12 protein-coding genes and 1 pseudogene are annotated in these 19,149 nt (G+C 43.5%); 5 read left to right on the forward strand and 8 right to left on the reverse strand.

Translation table 11 applies throughout. The features are described 5' to 3' along the window. Positions 1-252: 252 nt before the first annotated feature. Positions 253-1,317 carry a cobalamin-independent methionine synthase II family protein gene (locus ACNURT_RS20390; protein WP_419699295.1) on the forward strand — a complete coding sequence of 355 codons (1,065 nt, stop codon included), beginning with the start codon at positions 253-255 and terminating at the stop codon, positions 1,315-1,317. A gap of 89 nt (positions 1,318-1,406) precedes the next feature. Here ACNURT_RS20390 and ACNURT_RS20395 read toward each other — a convergent pair whose 3' ends face one another. Continuing rightward, positions 1,407-1,955, reverse strand: coding sequence for an inclusion body family protein (locus ACNURT_RS20395; RefSeq protein WP_370996084.1), 549 nt, complete (start codon positions 1,953-1,955; stop codon positions 1,407-1,409). A gap of 362 nt (positions 1,956-2,317) precedes the next feature. On the opposite strand from ACNURT_RS20395, the pseudogene ACNURT_RS20400 reads away from it, so the two are divergent. The 4 genes and pseudogenes from ACNURT_RS20400 to ACNURT_RS20415 form a co-directional block, all read left to right on the forward strand. Beyond that, positions 2,318-2,446: pseudogene (locus tag ACNURT_RS20400) on the forward strand (SDR family oxidoreductase); the annotation flags it as partial. Between the two features lie 110 nt (positions 2,447-2,556). Next, a complete protein-coding gene (locus ACNURT_RS20405; RefSeq protein WP_419699296.1) occupies positions 2,557-2,829 on the forward strand; it encodes a DUF1905 domain-containing protein in 273 nt (90 codons plus the stop codon). Between the two features lie 206 nt (positions 2,830-3,035). Further along, positions 3,036-4,073: a LacI family DNA-binding transcriptional regulator gene (locus tag ACNURT_RS20410; RefSeq protein ID WP_419699297.1), complete on the forward strand. Its 1,038-nt coding sequence runs from the start codon at positions 3,036-3,038 to the stop codon at positions 4,071-4,073. A 157-nt stretch (positions 4,074-4,230) separates the two neighbouring features. Continuing rightward, positions 4,231-5,304 (forward strand): phosphotransferase enzyme family protein, encoded by a 1,074-nt coding sequence (locus ACNURT_RS20415; protein WP_419699298.1) that lies wholly within the window; start codon positions 4,231-4,233, stop codon positions 5,302-5,304. A 215-nt stretch (positions 5,305-5,519) separates the two neighbouring features. Here ACNURT_RS20415 and ACNURT_RS20420 read toward each other — a convergent pair whose 3' ends face one another. From ACNURT_RS20420 to ACNURT_RS20450, 7 genes are all read right to left on the reverse strand, one after another. Next, complete coding sequence (locus tag ACNURT_RS20420; protein ID WP_419699299.1) at positions 5,520-6,461, reverse strand: NAD-dependent epimerase/dehydratase family protein; 942 nt, start codon at positions 6,459-6,461, stop codon at positions 5,520-5,522. Positions 6,462-7,196: 735 nt separating this feature from the next. Next, positions 7,197-7,829, reverse strand: coding sequence for an ankyrin repeat domain-containing protein (locus ACNURT_RS20425; protein WP_419699300.1), 633 nt, complete (start codon positions 7,827-7,829; stop codon positions 7,197-7,199). A gap of 335 nt (positions 7,830-8,164) precedes the next feature. Beyond that, positions 8,165-9,964, reverse strand: coding sequence for a glycoside hydrolase family 35 protein (locus ACNURT_RS20430; RefSeq protein ID WP_419699301.1), 1,800 nt, complete (start codon positions 9,962-9,964; stop codon positions 8,165-8,167). Positions 9,965-10,081: 117 nt separating this feature from the next. Beyond that, entirely contained in the window at positions 10,082-11,398 is a 1,317-nt protein-coding gene (locus ACNURT_RS20435; protein WP_419699302.1) for a DUF3472 domain-containing protein, read from the reverse strand. Between the two features lie 5 nt (positions 11,399-11,403). Beyond that, entirely contained in the window at positions 11,404-14,385 is a 2,982-nt protein-coding gene (locus ACNURT_RS20440) for a glycoside hydrolase domain-containing protein (protein ID WP_419699303.1), read from the reverse strand. A 128-nt stretch (positions 14,386-14,513) separates the two neighbouring features. Beyond that, the gene (locus ACNURT_RS20445) at positions 14,514-16,016 is read right to left on the reverse strand and encodes a RagB/SusD family nutrient uptake outer membrane protein (RefSeq protein WP_419699304.1); all 1,503 of its coding nucleotides are present in this window, start codon (positions 16,014-16,016) and stop codon (positions 14,514-14,516) included. A gap of 11 nt (positions 16,017-16,027) precedes the next feature. Continuing rightward, positions 16,028-19,045, reverse strand: coding sequence for a SusC/RagA family TonB-linked outer membrane protein (locus tag ACNURT_RS20450; protein ID WP_419699305.1), 3,018 nt, complete (start codon positions 19,043-19,045; stop codon positions 16,028-16,030). Positions 19,046-19,149: the final 104 nt, after the last annotated feature.

Consider the following 19,149-nt stretch of genomic DNA (forward strand, 5'->3'; position numbering starts at 1 on the left):
AGAGTTAAGTTTTTAGAATCGGAATCGAAAATAAGATGTGCTTTTTGAAAAACCTGCCAAAGTGTGCCGAATCTTCAAAACCCAAATAATGGGGCATATTTTACTTTGTTGTAAAGTTTATTCAAGGGCTAATAATAATAATCTTATTGCTTAGCCAAAGTCCTGGCTTAAACGTTGCAATAATTTATTATACAATTCCCTGTGTGGCAATACCTAAAAAAATTAACTTTATGAACAATCTTAAACCAAACTATGAAGATCTTAACAGAACCAATTGGGAGCATTCCCCGTCCCGCCTATTTGCAGCAGGCTATGACTGCCTTTGGGGCAGGACAAATTAAAGCTGAAGAATTAAACAAATTATTTGACCAGGCTACTCAGGAAACGATCAAAGAATTGGAAACCACAGGTTCGCCCATAATTTCTGATGGCGAACAGTCTAAACCAAGCTTTGTTACTTATCCTTTGCAAGGTTTTAAAAATTTTGCCCCCGATGGCGTGATCATTCCTTTTGCCGACGGCCATACCCGGCAATTACCTAAACTTACCGCAGGCCCCTTTCACTATACCACCTTTGCTAATTCATACCTGCAAAAAGCCAAACAATTTTCGTCCCTTCCTATAAAACAGGCGGTTATTTCCTGCTCGGCCATGAGTTTGCTTTATCCGCAGGATGATATTGATGGCTATTCGCGTGAACAATTTTTAACAGACCTGGTCAATGACGCTGCCTATGATATCAGAACGTGTTTGAACAATGGGGCGTATAATGTGCAAATTGATTTTACAGAGGCACGTTTGGCTATAAAGTTAGATCCAAGTAAGCAGCTGCTTTCAGCCTTTATTGATCTAAACAACCAGGTGCTTGATAAATTTACCCCCGAAGAGCAAAAACGAATAGGCATTCATACTTGTCCTGGTGGCGATCATGATTCTACTCACAGCGCTGATATTCCTTATACCGAACTGCTTCCTCTGTTATTTAAATTACACGCTGGTAATTTTTATCTGGAATATGCTGCCGAAAAGGATAAGAAAACCGTTCTTGAATCGATAAAAGCCAATCTGAAACCAAATCAACGCGTATTTTTAGGGGTCACCAATGTGCTTGATCCAAAGGTAGAAACAGCGGAACAGATCAGCGACCTGATCCTTGAAGCCACGCAAGTAATTCCTGTTCAGCAATTGGGCACTACCGATGATTGTGGTTTTTCACCTTTTGGTGATGATACTTCTACCGCAAGAGACATCGCATTTTCAAAGATCCGAGCCCGGGTAGACGGTACCCGATTAGCCGAGAAAATACTTTCTAATTGAAAACTACAATAAGCCCTCCTTAAAAATTTTATTGAATCAATAAGAGCCCGGGTAAACCTGAGTTTTTATTGTTGTGGCCAATAAGGCAGTTAATTTTGCACCGTAACTGTTGGATTCCAGTAGTAATAGCCAAACAATACCGGATCCGCAAAATCGGTTTGGCGAACGTATAATGCAAACTGAACAGTATAGTATTCTGTTCCGGTATTGATCACATTAGCCTGGTTAAACCAAAAATTCTGTGTGGAAAAATCTACCGGTAACGTAGCGCAATCAATGGGTAAAATACCTTGCCGGGTATAAACACTAAAAGTTAAATTATTAAATACGGTTGTCCCCCCAAACTGGCTTAAGTTGTAAATTACTACTGCAGAGTCGAAATTGCTATTTTCAGAAACAGCATGCCATCGAATTATGTCTCCAACATTGGCCTTTATGGTCAGGTTTGCTGTTCCTGAACCGGTAATAACATCACTCCTGGTGGCAACCATGTACATATAATTATGTGGCAAACCGGTTGGATTGGCGGGATCTTTACTTGGATTTGGATAATCAGTAGTGATCGCATCAGTATCAATAACGATCTGGATATTGATTATTTCCTGTGAGGAAGAAAGAAGCTCATTATAAATTGCCACAATAGTACGGTTAAAAACGCAGGTGTTTTTTTAAGCTTAACAGGAGAAAAGACTGCGTCTTCACGGCCTATTTTTCTTATTCCCTGTGCTGCACAAACCTGGCATTAAATATCCAACCCGTTTAGCGTATAAATACCGTATGAAAAAAATGAGTATTTATACGTTCAAACACTTTGATTTATAAAAGCGATTGCATCTATATTTAATATTGCATAAACCCTTATTTAATGACATGGGATACTTTTGCGTTAAGCTAATCAAACCCAATTTGTACAAAATGGCCCGCCTGTCAGGGATTATCATTAAATTACATATTTTCATGGCAGGTAAAATGTTAAGTATGAAAACAGGAAGCCTTTAAGCAATATGCTACCGATATCCCTGTAGGGTGTATAGGTAAACCCGATGAGGTAGCCAACGTGATCCTGTTTTTAGCAGGTAACGAATACATGACCGGCAAAGTAGTAAGCTGCGACGGAGGCATGGCTTAAATTAATATAAAGCACAGTATGTCGCGAAACTATCTTTAAAAGTCGTGTTTACCCCCAGCGCTCTCAGGGCCAACACATTAACTTTGTATTATCAATTTAAATAATACAATATGAGCACTTTAAATAAACAATTTACAGCAACGCTGTTGAAAAGCCCTAATAAAGGCGGCTGGACTTATTTGATCTGGCCGGATTCGGTTAGCTTTTTTGGCACCCGTGGCCTGGTAAAAATTAAAGCCACGGTTGATGGGCATCCTTTCCAGAGCTCGTTTATGGCCCTGGGCGATGGTACACATAAATTACCCATCAAAGCCGACCTACGTAAACTTATAGGTAAAAATGCAGGTGATATGGTATCGATCAACTTACAGGAGCGTATTTAATCATTATACATAATTTTTAATCCGACATGTTCATGCCGGATTTTTTTATTGCCTGATCGCAGTTTCAAGTGTAACCAGAAACAAACGTTTGCGTGGAAATAAACTGTTTACCATGCTTCCTGGGCCCCTAACTTTTTAATAAACATCTTGCTTAAATTGCCAGTTTAAAAGCATTTTACTAATTTTAATGATTACTAAAACTGATAATGACCGGAAAACCAGCCACCATAAAAGAAATAGCTAAAATTCTTAATGTTTCTGTATCCACAGTTTCAAGAGCCTTGCACAAACATCCTACTATTGGTATTACTACCCAATTGAAGGTGCAGGCACTGGCCGAGAAACTGGGTTACGAGCCTAACCAAAATGCTATATCTTTTCAAAAAGGAAAAACCTACACTATCGGTGTTATTATTCCTGAGCTGTCTGAAGCTTTCTTCTCGGCGGCTATCAGCGCTATTGAGGATACTGCATACAAAAGAAACTATACCGTTTTGATAGCCCAATCACATGACAACGAGGAAAAGGATATACAGCTGGTTGAAAAAATGAAAAACTCCCGTGTTGATGGTCTGTTGATATCAGTGGCTAAATCAACTTCGTCATTTGCTCATTTTGACATGCTGAAGCGCTTTAATATCCCCGTTGTATTTTTCGATCGTATCCCTCCGCTTAAAAACATCCATTATGTGGCCTGCAATATGGAAACCGGCAGCATTGAAGCTGTAAACTACTTATTGCAAAAAGGCCACCGCAGTATCGGTCTTATTAACGGACCGGCCACGCTGGCGGCCAGCGGCGAACGCAAGGAAGGCTATATTAAAGCTATGACAAAGAACAGGTTAAAGTTTGACCCCTCATTAATAGTAGGCTGCAACTTAACCGAAGAAGGCACACGGGCTGCCCTGGACAGTTTACTTGCGCACAAACGCCGACCTACGGCTATTGTTACCTTTAATGATTATGTGTCTTTATACGCCATAAAACATGCCCGTGCACTTGGTATCAACCTGGATAAAGACCTGCAATTTGTAAGTTACGCCAATTTGCCCATCATCAATTATATGGATTATGCCCCAGTGGCTTCGGTTGAACAGTTCCCCTACCTCCAGGGACAAAAAGCTGCCGATATTTTATTAGATCTTCTTTCTCGCAAAGAGCAATCGCCAGACGAAGTGCAGGCTTATTACAATGTCATTGTTGAGTCGCAGCTGATAGAAAACAAACCCAAAAACAGCTATTGAAATTGTGAATTTTACACTACTCAAATCGGGCACTGATTTTGAACTTATCTTGATGGATTGTCAATTAAAAAAACAGGCAAACGTTTGCGTGAAAAATTTAGCGGTTTATTAATTAGGTTTGGTTTAAGCATTCAAAAAACCTTAAAAAACTTAGTAAATGTTTGATGTTATCCTAAAATCCTTTGGCCTTATCGCACACGATTATCATATTGAAAAATTTGGCGAAGGATTGATCAACCGAACCTGGAAAATAACCGGTTTTAAAAACGATAACGAGTTTATATTGCAACAGATCAATAAAAACGTTTTTAAAACACCAGAACATATAGCCGAAAACACCAACAAAATAGACGATTATCTATCAAAGCGTTATCCCGATTATTTGTTTGTAGCGTCCCTGCCTACCACAACCGGCGATTACATGGTTAAATATACCGATAACGAATACTATCGCCTGTTTCCGTTTATCAAAAACTCCATTACCCTAAACACGGTACAAACCCGCGACGAGGCTTTTGAGGCAGCACGTCAGTTTGCCAAATTCACCAATTTGCTGGCTGGTTTTAATGTAAGTGGCCTGCATTATACCCTGGCTGGCTTCCACGACCTGTCTGGCCGGTTTGAGACTTTTAAACGGGTAGTAAAAAATGCCGGAGCTGAACGGTTAGCTGAAGCCTGGGACACTGTTGACCGGGCTTTCCATCACCGGGATATTGCCGATATGCACCAATCCATCATGCACGATCAGTTGATTCCTTTACGCGTGGTTCACCATGACACCAAGATTAGTAACATTTTGTTTGATGCCGACCATAAAGGCCTCTGTGTCATAGATCTGGATACCGTGATGCCGGGTTACTATATCAGCGATGTGGGCGATATGATGCGTACCTACCTCTCCCCTGCCAATGAGGAAGAACAGGACCTTTCCCTTATCCATGTGCGCGAAGATTTTTTCGCGGCTATTGTAGAAGGCTACCTGTCGGAAATGAATACCAACTTAACCGAAGGTGAGCGGGATCTGTTTGTGTATTCCGGCAAATTTATGATCTATATGCAGGCCATCCGCTTTCTGACAGATTATCTGAACAATGATATTTACTATGGCTCCAGCTATCCCGGACACAACCTGCTGAGGGCCCGTAACCAGTTTACCCTTTTAGAAAAATATATAGCCTGCGAAGATAAATTTATGCAGTTGGTCTCCGCCCCACAAAGTCAGTCCAAATGATGGTGAAAAAACTTTTTAAACCTTAAATTTTAACACTTTTCTGGCCAAAAACCGGGTAAAAACGGCCTAAAATTTGTTCAAAAACCCTCATTTTAACACTTTTTAACAAATTCAATCACGGTTTTGACGTGTTTTGAAAAGTTTAAAAAGTATTGGTGATCAATTGTATTTCAGGCAAAATCAATAATTCAATAAATCACTAATTCAATAATTAATTATATCATCAGCAACAGGTGTTTGATCATATCAACGGTCATGGCTTCCAGATTAAATCTGGGCTGCCAGCCCCAGTCCTTTTGAGCTTCGGTGTCGTCAATTGATCGCGGCCAGCTGTCGGCTATTTGTTGGCGCAGGTCGTTTTTGAGATAGCTGATGGAAAAGCCCGGAATGTGCTCGCTGATCTCGGCTGCCAGTTCGGCCGGGGTACAGCTAAAACCGCCCAGATTATACGAGCGGAATACTTTTAGTTTCTCCAGCGGGGTTTGCATCAGCTCGATGGTACCGCGGATAGCATCGTCCATATACATCATGGGCAAACGCGTACCGGCCGAAAGAAAGCATTGGTAATTTTCGGTGGCTATGGCATCGTGAAATATCTGTACCGCATAGTCGGTAGTGCCGCCGCCGGGGGCGGCTTTCCAGCTGATGAGGCCGGGATAACGGATACTGCGTACATCCAGTCCATATTTCTCGCGGTAATAATTGCACCAGTTTTCGCCGGCCAGTTTACTGAAGCCATAAACCGTTTGCGGATCCTTTTCGCCAAACTGCGGGGTACCATCCTTGGCCGAACCCGGACCGAACACCGCGATAGAACTGGGCCAGAAAACTTTTTCGACCCGGTAAGCTACCGACAGATCGAGTACATTAAGCAGACCGTTGATGTTAAGATCCCAGGCATAGCGGGGTTTGGTTTCGCCGGTGGCAGATAACAATGCGGCCAGCAGGTATACCTGTTTGATACGATACCGCTCAAAAATGGTTTTAAGCCGCTCTATATCATTAACATCCGCCTGTACAAACAAGTCGCCTTTCAGCTGCTTACGTGGTCTTATATCGCAGCTAATGACCTGGTACGCGGGCCAGGTTTCCTTTAAGGCGTCAATCAGTTCGGTGCCTATCTGCCCGTTTGAGCCTATTACTAAAATACTATCCATATCCGGTTTAAAAACCGAAATTAGGGATGATTAACCGAAAAAGGGGTTTATGAAGCCTTTAACTTCTACACAAACGTTTGATAATGATGGGTATCACGGGCCCCAACGAGATACGCTATCGCTAATCTTGCTCCGTTAGGAGCTACCTGTTTATAGCACCACATCGCCCTCTTTTATGCCTCGTAGAGGTTATCCTTATACAATTTACCTGCTCATTTAGGGTTGCACCTACGGAGCAAAAAGATATTTTGTCTTGTACTTCTACAAACAGGTAGCTCCTTACGGAGCATATCGACAATAAAATGCAATGGGTTTATTTATCCTTTAATCTTCCGAACACCTATGAGCTCCCGTCAAGTGACTGCGGTAAGTCACATTTTTACAAATGTGTATAAATATGCTTTTCCATTATGAACAACCTTTAAAGTATCTGATTTAGCTTCCTTAAAAACACTGTCACCTTTTTTTACAAAAAATATAAATTCAGTTTGATTATTAATATCTATAGGAGCAAACGTAACTTTTGATTGTTAACTGTGATATCAACCACTGCTTTATGCGGCATCATGTCCGTAAGTCGTCCATTGATAGTACTATCATAAAATTTGTGAAATTTCTTTTTATCATCGCGACTACCGAAATAGTTTATGATTGTAAATAACAAAACAACAAAACCGCAAAGCAAAAGGTTATATTTATTGATCTTCATTACCTGTATTTCCCCGGTTTTTAATCTTAGCTTAATAACGCTTTTAATTCCACATCCCCGTCATCTAATAATTCAAAAGCTATATTTCCATCACAATTGGGGATAGTTTTATCGGCGCCCGCCTGGAGAAGGATCCTGACGCATTCCAAATAATTGGATGAACTGGTTGCGCCTCCGTTCTTTAATCCGTGAACAGCCCAAAAGAGCGGTGTGGCTTTAAAGTCGATACATATTTTATTAATTTCTGCCCCCTGGTCTACCAGCTTTTCAACTACTTTATCCCTTCCGCACCAGGCTGCCCAGTGTAAGGCAGTACCGCCATGACAGCCGGCGTGATTTAAATCGGCGCCGTTTTCGATGTATAAAAGCGCAACCTGATCGGCATGCAGGCTTGCCGCGGCTGTAAGTGGGGTATCCTGTTTTTCTACCAATCCGTTACCATTCACATTTGCCCCGTGCGCTAAAAATATCCGGGCCATTTTTACGGCTTCGGCGTCGGTATACGTTCCGGAAAACACACCGTCACAGATCCGGTGCAGCGGGTGGGCCCTGGTGGTGTTCACACTATCATATGGGAGGCCTTCATTAGCCAAACTTGGATTATTTGAAAGGGCCTGCTCAATGCCCTGGTAATCTTTAGTGTCAATAAGTGTTTTCATTTAGTATCAAGTAGATAGTATCAAGTATCACGACTTTTTATGTTGAATTTAGCTATTTATTTATAAAAATAATAACAAAAAGCGGGTATCATGCTGACACCCGCTTCATAAATTTTAACTATACAAATAAAGTTGTCATCCTGAGCGAGGCGAAGGATCTTCTTCAACAATGTCTGTTGTACAATAGGTGCTTCGTTCACCCGCCAGTTCAAGCGTCTACGCTTACATCCACAGTAATAAAAATAAGCGTTGACGCTTATTTAAACATCCATCAAGCGTGGACGCTTGATGGGGCGATGTCTTGATTCCTGATTCTAACCTCTTAATTCTATAGCTTACTCCAAAGTGGTTTTGCCACTAATGGTTTTGGCTTCGTTCTGGTGGAAATCAAATACGATAATTTCATTGCTTCCTTTTTTGAGCCATGATGCCGGGCAGTACAACCTTTGCTGCGGACCGGTGTTCCAGTACCTGCCCAGGTTATGACCGTTAACGTAAATAATACCTTTGGCATAATTGCTCAGGTCGAAAAACGTATCGCCGGTTTCCCGTAGGTCAAACGTGCCTTTAAAGAACATGCCTTTAGCATCAGCTTCGGCTTTTGCGGGTTTCAGTGTTTTGATGAAAGCTTCGGTCATCGGTAAGGGGTAGATCTGCCAGTCCATCAAGGTCATGCCATTGAGGGTTACCCGATCGGTGATGCCTTTACGATCGATGATGTACTGGGCAAAGTTGATGTGGCCCATGCCTTCTACCAAAATATCCAGTACCGGGTCTTTACTGCTGCTTTCGGGGATCTTGATATTCCATTTTCCGCCATCGCGGTAAACGGTATCAATCAGTTTACCATCAACAAAAACCATAGCGTAATCATGCGGTTCGGTAATGGTAAGGGTACCTTTTTTATGACCGATGAGCTTGGTGCGGTAAAGCATCAGACCCTGGTTTTGGTCGTAATACTCCATTGGCTGCGGTTGCGGCGACAGGAAGGGTTTGGGCAGCTGCTGCCAGATACTGGTGAGCGGCGCTAAAGTAATAGCCGGTATGCTGATAGGTTTAGCGGCCTGCGGGACTGCCGGGATCTTGTATTTTACATATTTGCTGATGAGGTTGCGCAACATATAGTATTTGGGCGTTGCCTGTCCCTGCTCGCTGATGGGCGCGTCGTAATCATAACTGGTGAGATCGGGCTGGTATTGGGTAGCCGAAAAAGCGTTGGCACCCGCGGTAAAGCCAAAATTGGTACCGCCGTGGATCACGTACAGGTTAAATGATTTATGATTCTCCAACAGATAGGTAATTTCTTTTTTGAGACCATTGGTATCGGGTTTGGCAAATTTCTCTTTCCAGTGGGTTAACCAGCCGGGATAAGTTTCACTGCTGAATGATGGTACATTGGGGTTACGTTTAGTGGCCTGGGCAAAATCCTCGTCGCTGGTACCGCTGTCTAAACCGATAGCCGCGCCGTCGATATTACCGGCTTCCAGCATGTAAGGTGTAGCGCCATCAGCAGTATAAAAGGGTACAGTAATACCATTTTGCAACCATAGTTTGCGCAGGGCTTCCAGGTAGGTTTTATCGTTAGCATAACTGCCGTACTCGTTCTCGATCTGCGACATGATGATAGGGCCGCCATTGGTACATTGCAGCGATTTAACCTCGGCGGCCAGGCGGGCCACATAACGGCTTACCGCATTCATGTAGCGGCTATCCATACAGCGCACTTTAATATCGGGAATTTTTAACAGCCATGAGGGCAATCCGCCAAAATCCCATTCGGCACAAACATACGGACCGGGACGCAGCAATACCCACATGCCTTCTTCCTTACAAATGCGGATGAATTCGGCAATATCATGATTGCCCGTTTTAAAGTCGAAAACACCCGGAGTAGCCTCATGATAGTTCCAGAATATGTACGCGGCGATGGTATTGCAACCCATGGCCTTGGTCATGCGGATACGGTCGCGCCAGTATTCGCGCGGGATCCGCGCCGGGTGCATTTCGCCGCTGATGATCTGGAAAGGTTTGCCATCCAGCAGAAATTCATTTTTACTGAGGCTGAAAATATGCTTGTCCTGCGCGAAACATAGCACAGGTAATAAAAAGAGTAAGGGTAAAAGGTATTTTTTCACGGTTGTTTTATTTTAGTGAGTGGTGATAGGGAGTGGTGAATGGTTGGTATTATGATTTTTCTAAGCAATCTAATGCACCTTGATAATCTACTCACTATTCACAATTCACCACTCACTTTATGGTAATTTATTAAAATCTATACTGGGGTGAGCGCCTGATTGCGGACGGCTAAGATCGGTTTTGAGAGTTGAAAAATCATTAAAAAATCCACAATTTCTGAGATAAAAATGATCGCCCTGTACACCACCGCCATAATCCTTTCTGTATTTGATATTTGCGGTAGCATCGCCGGTAAAAAGAGCTTTGGTGAGCGGGTACCATTTGCCTGCGGTATCTACCAGCCAGCCATTGCCAAAGTTTACCCGGCGCTCGGTAATACCCATCTCCGGATCAAAATTCTCCAGGAACGAATACAATCCTTTTAAATAAAAGCCCGACATAGGCCGTTTAAAGCTGGCCACCAATTGCCAGGTAGCTTGATCGGCAGGTTTAAAGTACGCCGTAAATATGGTGGTTTTAGCCGCGGCGTCGGCCTGAGCATGGATCAAAAAGGCGTAGGTTTTGCCCGCTACCCAGGGATAGTTCATGTAGCTTTGACCGCCCGAACCTTCGCCGCCAAACTCCCCGCCGTGTACGCCCGCTCCTTTCTTTAACAGGTGGATCTTTAAACTATCGGGGATACTTTTAGGATCGTCGGTATTGTACGGGCTCCAGATAGAAAACAGTACATGGCGCTCGGTAGGTGAATTTACCTGCATACCGAAATAGCCGCCGGTAAAACCATTGGCCATAAAGTACGAACCCAGCACATCGTTGCCTATGGGTACAGTCACTTCATTATAGAACCATTCGGCAGTAGTTTTGGCTTCATCGGGCAGTGGATAATTAAGGTGAACCGACGGCCCCCTGCGTCCCCAGTGGAAATAGTTGCCATGATTATCTTTGGTATACTCAGCGCCATTGGCAGTAGCCGGACCACTCAGCAACAGATCGCTCACCTGCGCGAATACATTGCCGCTCTTTTTTAAACCCTGCAGTTTTATTTGCAGATAGCCGGGGGCTTTAATATGGGCGGTGCCAAAATCAACAACTGCGGTTTCATGATTGGATACCGTTTTGGTTAACACACTTTGCCCTGCCGATACTTTGATGGTGCTGCTACCCTCCGGCACTTGCAGCCTAAGCGCAATTTTCAGATCACCAGCTGCCTCCAGGCGCACGTATACGCTCACCACATCGGTATTGCTGCTCCAGTTGATGAGGCCGGCGCTGTCAATGGCCGCCTGCCCGTTTTTGCTTACCCAGGCGTTGCCGCCCAGCGGTACTTTAAGCGTACTGTCTGCCGGGAGCGTGGTAGCTTGGCTGCTCAATTGCAGCAGTGTAAAAGTGGCGCAGGCGCATAGTATCCTGCTTATTTGTTTTTTATTAATCATATTGTTTATTTAATGATCAGCAACCATCCTTTGGCTTTTTCAACCGGGATCTTATCATTCAAGCCAAATGTTTTGGCTGGTTGAAAACTCCTGATCTCCGGTGCGGTGATTGTTGCCTTTGATGGGTCGATACCCAGTTTTTTCCAATCGATTTTTAGCTGGACCTCCGTATCTGTATCCGCCCAACTGGCTATGGAAACCAGTACAGCGCCATCTTTTTTGTAAATAGTTGCCAATACTTTATCATGATCGGTTTTTATAGGATTGTCATCAACCCAGTAACCTATCATTTTGGTGCCTTTGATGCCAAAATTATCCCAAACTTTCCATATCGGGCGTGGGTCGGCGCCATCGCTCCAGGGCATACGGTTGGTCATGCCGTAAACCATACCGCGCCATTTGTTACCGCCGCCTTGCAGCATTTCGCCCATCAAACCAAATGGGATACCGCTCACTTCGGTCAGGAAGAAATCAGGACTGTTCTTTTCATAATCAAAATACTCCCCGAACCACAGCCGGTTGAGGTATGGAAAATGCTCCATGTACAGGTTGGCGCTGTTGTTAAAACCATCGCTTTTGTTGTACTGGTTGGCCGAGTGCAGATCGATAATACCAGGGTGACCATCCTTAGTCAATACCCTTTTAACCCGTTTCATGGTTACACGGTCAAAGGCCACATCGTCCAGGTAAATACCGTCGATGCCCACGTTTTGAGTCAGCCAGTTCATACCCTCTACATAGTAATTGTGCCAGCGGTTCATACCGCTGTTGATGATGGCCGCGTCTTTAATTTCAGGTACAAACCAGGCGGCAATATAATCATCGCCCACGTGTTCCTGCAGCCAGCTAAACCCGCCGCCTTTACCCGGCGAATAGATCTCGTGCCCCAGGCTGCGCAGAGCAAAGGTTTCATATGCGTGGTTGGAGAGCTCGCGGATGGTATTATAGATCTTCACCTTTAAACCTACAGCATGTGCCGAATCATCATAAGCTTTCATGGATTTCCAGGCGATGAACGGATAATTGATGTTGGGGTTGATAGCTGTTGCATGGTGAATATTGATCACCGTAGCGCCGGCCTGTTTAATGGTATCGATAGGCTTGTAGGCATGATAAAACCGGGTAGCCCACTGAAAATCGGTATTGATGGTATGGAAAGGTGTGATCAGCAGGTTGAAGTTATAATACAACACATCGCCTTTGCTTAGTTTGCGCTCGCCGCTGTAATTGTTAGCCAATACCGCTTTGCCATCGTCTTTTACGTTGATACCCCCTTTGTCGCCATTACCCCATGACGATGGCAGGATGAGCGGTTTTTGCAGGTAGAAATTGGTATTGAGCGGACGAACATATTTTTCATCGCGCAGAGAATATTGCAAACCGGCGTTCACGTTGCCTATCCAGGCACCATCCTGATTTTTATGCGTTACATCCCATTTCCATTCAAAATTTTCGGGGCGATAGCCGCCTTTTTGACCCAGACCCATCATGTATTTGGCTACATCCCGTTTAAAGGGAATGTGCATGGTAATGTCTTTAAAACTCACATCCTGCAGGGCTTTTACCTTAACAGTATAGGCTATAAAACCGTCAAATTCCATGGAAGCAGTCACTTCCATCTGCAGACTATCGTTGGCACTCGTGGCCGTCCATTGTACGGTACCCGGCTCCTGTTTGGTAAATTGCAGGCCCTGACTTTTCAGTTTGATATTTTTACCTGCCGTATTCAGGAAATGGAAATGAATAGCCTCGGTTAGCAGATTATTAGGTGCATCGGCATATTCGGTCATTTCGGGCGTAAAGAAAGTTTGGATCTGTTTGGGAAAACCATCGGTGTTCACTTCAACTTTTCTGCCTAACAGTTCAACCGTGTTATTTTTTATCACCAGTGGTTTGTATGGCGCTATCACTGTATTTTTCTGCGCCATGGTAGAGTTCAACCAGCCCAGGCGGGTCATTTTCCAGGGTTCATCCACACCACCGTTTCTGGCCAATGCCGGGTTCACTTTCACCAACAATTGAATTCCTTTCGATGCTTTGCCGTTGATACTGATGGTAGCCTTGCCCGTATAAACAGCCGCAGAGGCACTTACAGGCACATCTATACCACACCATAAGGCCTGGATAGTTCCTGTAGCTACGCTTACCGTTTTCGTTAGCGGCGAACCATCATAGGCGGTACCGCCGGTATTGATACAGAACAAAGCCGAAGCCGGGATCTTTTTACCAGTCGCGCTTTTCAGATCGCTGAAAGTAACTTTTACATCATCCAGATTTTGCAGGGCGTATATACCCAACTGGAACGAGAAGTTTTCACCACGCAGAGCTGAGGCGGTATATTTACTTTGCGGACCAAGTGCTATCCAACGCTGCGGCAGATCTTTGGTCATGCGGATGGAGTTCAGTCTATCCTCCGGGAATACTAAAAACGATTCATTTTTATGTTTAGCGATCAGCGCGTCCGTTTCACTTTTGGTGGCGATCACTTCCATGGGATAAAAGCTATTGAACGCATCTATCGATTGAAACTCCTTTACCGTGGCCGCAGGGATATTGGCGCCTAAACTGTTTAACCATGCAGGTGAAGCCGTGTTCTCTGGTTTCAAATAGATCCCCCTTGGATAATTGGACCGGCCCTCATTTTTATAAGGCATATAATATACAAAGTAAGTTCCCTTGCCCGATGTGGGCTCAAAAACCACTTCGCCGCTTTCGCGGGTAATGGCGTCCAGTTTTACGTTGGTTATTTTTTGTTTTGTTTTGGCATCTTCAATAATCACCCGCTTGTTTTCCGGGTCGTTATCCCTTCTTCTCCAGGGAATTATCGCTTTAGCTGCCTTGCCTGTGCCTGTAAAAGTTAAAACTACCCGGTGGTTCCCCAACGAATCGGGCAGCCAGCAGTTTTTACAATTAGTATAAGGTATTTTTTGAGCCTGCGCCGCAAAACCGGATAACAGAATGAAGATAGCGAAAAACTGTTTTTTCATAATATGTATAAATCAGCAGATATAAAGTTAAAAGGAGGGAGTTACCCCCTCCTAATGTAACTATAAATAAAATATCTGTTTGTTGTGCCAACCCATGCTATTTCTAAAGCATGGTAAGCGTTGTTATTTTAAGGATTTTGTGTAAGTTTTGGATTGTTATCAATTTCTGTTTGAGGGATATAGAATACCACCCGCGGGTCTGTAGGCGCTACGGTTTGCATAATATTGGTTGTTGGGGTATTGTTCAGCGCATGTGTACCCGGGTAGTTGCGTACCATAGGCAAATTATTCCTGTACAGATCATAAGAGCGCTGCCCTTCAAAAGCAAACTCCAGGCGACGTTCCTCGAGCACAGCACTTAATACATCGCCGGCTGTTGCCTGGGTAAGTGTTGGTATACCCGCCCTGGTACGAATGATGTTGACATCGTCAAGCGCCGGCTGATTGTTACCCAGTTTAGCATTGGCTTCAGCACGGTTTAAATACATTTCGGCCAAACGGAGGTATACCGGCGAACTCAGGGTTACTATGCCTTCCTGAAAACTGTATTTAGTAATGTAATACATCGGTGTTTTGGGCGTTAGCTTTGGGTTATACTGTAAAACACCAGAAATGGTGTATGGCGCTATAAAGCTATGACGAAGGTCATTTGGGTATTTATCCAGATCTTCTACATAAGTTTTTGAGGCATATATCTCGCCCCAACCGGTATTGCCCTGTCCACCGGGAGTGGTTAAAGAACTGGTGCCATCCGGCCCCTGCCCGCTGTAATACATAGAGCCAATAGCGCTAAAGCCCTGATCCTGTGTTTTGGTATATTTGATACAGAAAATAGTTTCCTTGTTATTTTCGGGTACACCGCTAAAGTAACCTTTATAATCACCTCCCTGTAGCAAACCATAACGACCGGAATTGATCACGAGGTTGGCATATTTAATGGTATTGGGATAATCGTTCATATATAAATAAACGCGCGATAATAAAGCGTAAGCCACTTCTTTTGAGGCATACACATTGGTATTAGATGATGTCATCAGATCGGCCGCCTTTAAAAGATCAGTCAGTACAGCGCTATACACATCTTTTACCGAGCTACGGGCCGGAGCAATATCGGTACTGGTTTCTACTAATATCGGTACGCCAGGGTTGTTGCCATTGCCTTGTGAATATGGCCTGCCAAAAATACGCACCAGGTTAAATTCGGCCATGGCACGGAGGTACAGATTTTCGCCTTTAAGCTCTTTCAGGCTAACTGAGGCGTTATCGGGAATAGCAGCTATGATCTTGTTGGCAGCTGCAACCAGGTGGTAAGCCTGTTTCCAAAAATTAGTTGCATGCCCCCCGGTCGGAATTTGATTATACCTGTAACACCGTGAAAGATCATCAGATGAAGGTTGTCCCTGTGCTATATTATCACCAGGATATTCCATCAGGAAATGTCCGCTTCTTACATAATCCGGGTTTCTGAGCACGGCATAATTACCAATGGTAGCCGTTGCTATATGCGAGGAATCACCCAAAGCTACTTTTTCATCAATAGCGGTTGATGGCTCTACTTTTTTACACGCGCTCACCATAGATCCTAAAAGGCCAACAATGAGCATTATTTTTATATATTTTAAAATCTTCATTTTCGTTTTTTTTAGAATCCAACATTCACACCGAACAATATTTTTCTGCTGATGGGGTATTTAAAACTCGACGTACCTATACCACTGTCACTCAGGCTTACTTCCGGATCGGTTCCGGTAAACTTGGTGAACGTTACCAGGTTATCGCCGCTAACAAATATCCTGGCGCTTCTGATCTTTAAGCTATTTAACCAGGTTTGAGGTAACTGGTAACCCAGGGTAACGTTACGTAAGCGCAGGTAACTGCCATTTTCGAGGTAGCGGGTTGAAGTAGAGTTGGAATTGGCATTACCCCCCTGTATAGCTTTAGGCTCGGTTGCTACATCCCCTGGTTTTTGCCAGCGTGTCCAGCCCTTGGCCGGTACCATGGCGTTATAGCTATCATATAAACCATCATTATCAAAATAAACACGGCTATCGTTATATACATAGTTGCCGGAAACAAAATTAAGGAAGGTACTTAATGAAAAGTTTTTGTAAGCAAAGGTATTGGTGATACCGCCGGTAAATTTAGGTGATGCTGATTTACCGGTAAATTGTTTAGATGCCGATGCCTGTGAATAAACACTGGTTGTTTGTTTGGTTACATTACCACTGGCATCGGTAACTAATTTTTCCCATAGTGGTTTACCATTTGCCGGATCTACCCCTGCCCATACCGGCATATACCATTCATTCATATCATGACCAACAGCAATTGGCAGTGAAGCACCTGGTGCAGCCATTAATTCGCCGGCATCTAAGGATAATACTTTGTTGCGGTTAAAGGCGATGTTAAAATTGGTTTCCCATTTAAAAGCGCCGATAAGATTTCGCGAATTCACGTTGATCTCCAATCCGCGGTTACGTACCGAGCCTATGTTTTCAAATACATAATTATACCCGGAGGTTGCCGGCAGCGGTTTCTTAAATAATAAGGCGCTTGATGTTTTTTGATACACATCAATATTAATATCAATGCGGTTAAACAAACCCAGGTCTAAACCGATGTTAGCCGTTTTCATTTTCTCCCAGGTAAGATTAGGATTGGCTTTTTGCGACGGATATGAACCTGGCGCACCATTGTAACTTGCAGACTGATCAATGCTGTACAAACCTAATGCTGCGTAGTTACCAATTTCGGCATTACCCGTTGTACCATAGCTGGCACGTAGTTTCAGGAAATTAATTGCTTTAATGTTTTGCATAAAATCCTCCTTGGTCAGTATCCATGAAGCTCCGCCCTGGTAAAAGTTACCGCTCGGATTGTTGCTGCCAAAACGAGAAGAATACTCATGCACATATGAACCTACCAGGAAATATTTACCGGCATAGTTATAATCGGCCTGACCCAGGTATTTGCGGAAATTATACTCATCCACACCACCGCTTGGGTTACTGATAATATCTGTTGCGGTTGACATTACCGGGCTCCCTGCAGGCAAACCTTTTCCGTTCAGGTATTGGTCATCATAATGATATTTCTGTCCCTCGCCAACTGCCAGTAACGTTAAATTATGATTACCAAAGCTGTTATCATATTTTAACCTGTTGGAGGTTAACAAAGTACTGCTGAACGAACTGCTGTTATATAATTCTCCGGAGTTTGCCCCACCATCCTTAGTACGCGTGTCGTAATAGGTTTCATCACGATAGTTATAAAGCGTTACGCGGTTATAAGTTGCAAAACTGAGGTGTTTGGTTATGGCATAGTCTATATTAAAATCGCCGCTGGTGTTGAGGCTCTTCGCATTGGCAAAGTTATATTGCAAGCCTTGTAAAAAGTTCTCTTTATCGCGGCCTACCCAACCCGGATAAGTTCTGCCGTCGGTTGGTGTGCCATCAGCATTATATGCGGGGTCATACGGCATGCTTAAATAAGCATCATACAGCGCATTGCCGGTAAAAAGGCTGGTTGGATTATTATCCTTGGTATAAATGGTGTTCAGAAAAACACTTAGCTTTACCTTATCGCTTAGTTTTGTGGTGAGGTTTGAACGCAGGTTATAAGCTGTTTTAGCATTATCAATTAAAGTACCCTGCTCCTTGTAATAATTCCCTGAGACATAGAACTGTGTTTTATCACTACCGCCCGAAACAGAAATGGTATGATTTTGTGTAACGCCGGTTCTGAAAGCCAGATCGAGCCAATTGGTATTGTTATTTAATACCGATGGATCTGGGGTAAGGAATGTTTTTTGATAATCATACAATTGCTGCGAATTCATTAGGTGGAAATTACCAAATGTGGCCTTGTTAAAACCAACTACCGAGTTTACATCAATTCTGGTTAAACCCGCTTTACCCTGTTTGGTGGTCACAATAATTACCCCGTTGGCGGCCCTTGAGCCATATAAGCCCGTTGCAGCCGCATCCTTCAATATGGTTACCGATTCAACGTCCGTAGGATTATAGGTGCCACCGATATTGCCATCAACCACTACCAATGGGCTTGTACTTGCGCTGATGCTGCTTGCACCACGGATCAGGATGCTGGACCCTGCCGAAGGATCGCCAGATGCGGATGATACCACTACGCCTGGCGCTTTACCCTGTAACAGGCTAACCAGGTCATTTGAAGTAACATCCCTTAATTTATTTCCGTTAATAACCGAAACCGAACTGGACAGCTGCGATACCTGTTTAGAGGAGTACCCTACTACAACTACCTCGTTCAGCTTATTCAAATCATCTTCCAGCACAACCGATACTTCATTTGATGAACCTATCGTTACTTCCTGCGGTTTATACCCTATATAGGTTACCGTTAAAATTCCAGATTTACCTTTAAGGGCTAATTTAAATTTACCGTTGATGTCGGTTACAGCGGTGTTTTTATTTCCTTTTTCGGATACTGTAGCACCAATGGCGGGCAAACCCTTGGTATCTTTTACGGTACCATTAATTACCGTTTGGGCATTGGCCCAGGTTGGTAACATTATAAACAGATAACAGCAAACCAGTTTTAAAAAAAGACTAACGCAGGAGCGGCCTTTTGAAAAAATACCTTGCATGAAATCCGGGCCAGGTTGTGAGTAAATTTTAATCATACATTGTTGGTGTTAATTATTAGTTGGTCAATAAATTTCCAGTCGGTTTTTTTTATGTTTTTTGGATATTGGAAATTAGAAATATGGCCTAAACAAAGCAAGAT

The sequence above is a fragment of the Mucilaginibacter sp. NFX135 genome (genome assembly GCF_048565145.1).
Lineage (GTDB): Bacteria > Bacteroidota > Bacteroidia > Sphingobacteriales > Sphingobacteriaceae > Mucilaginibacter.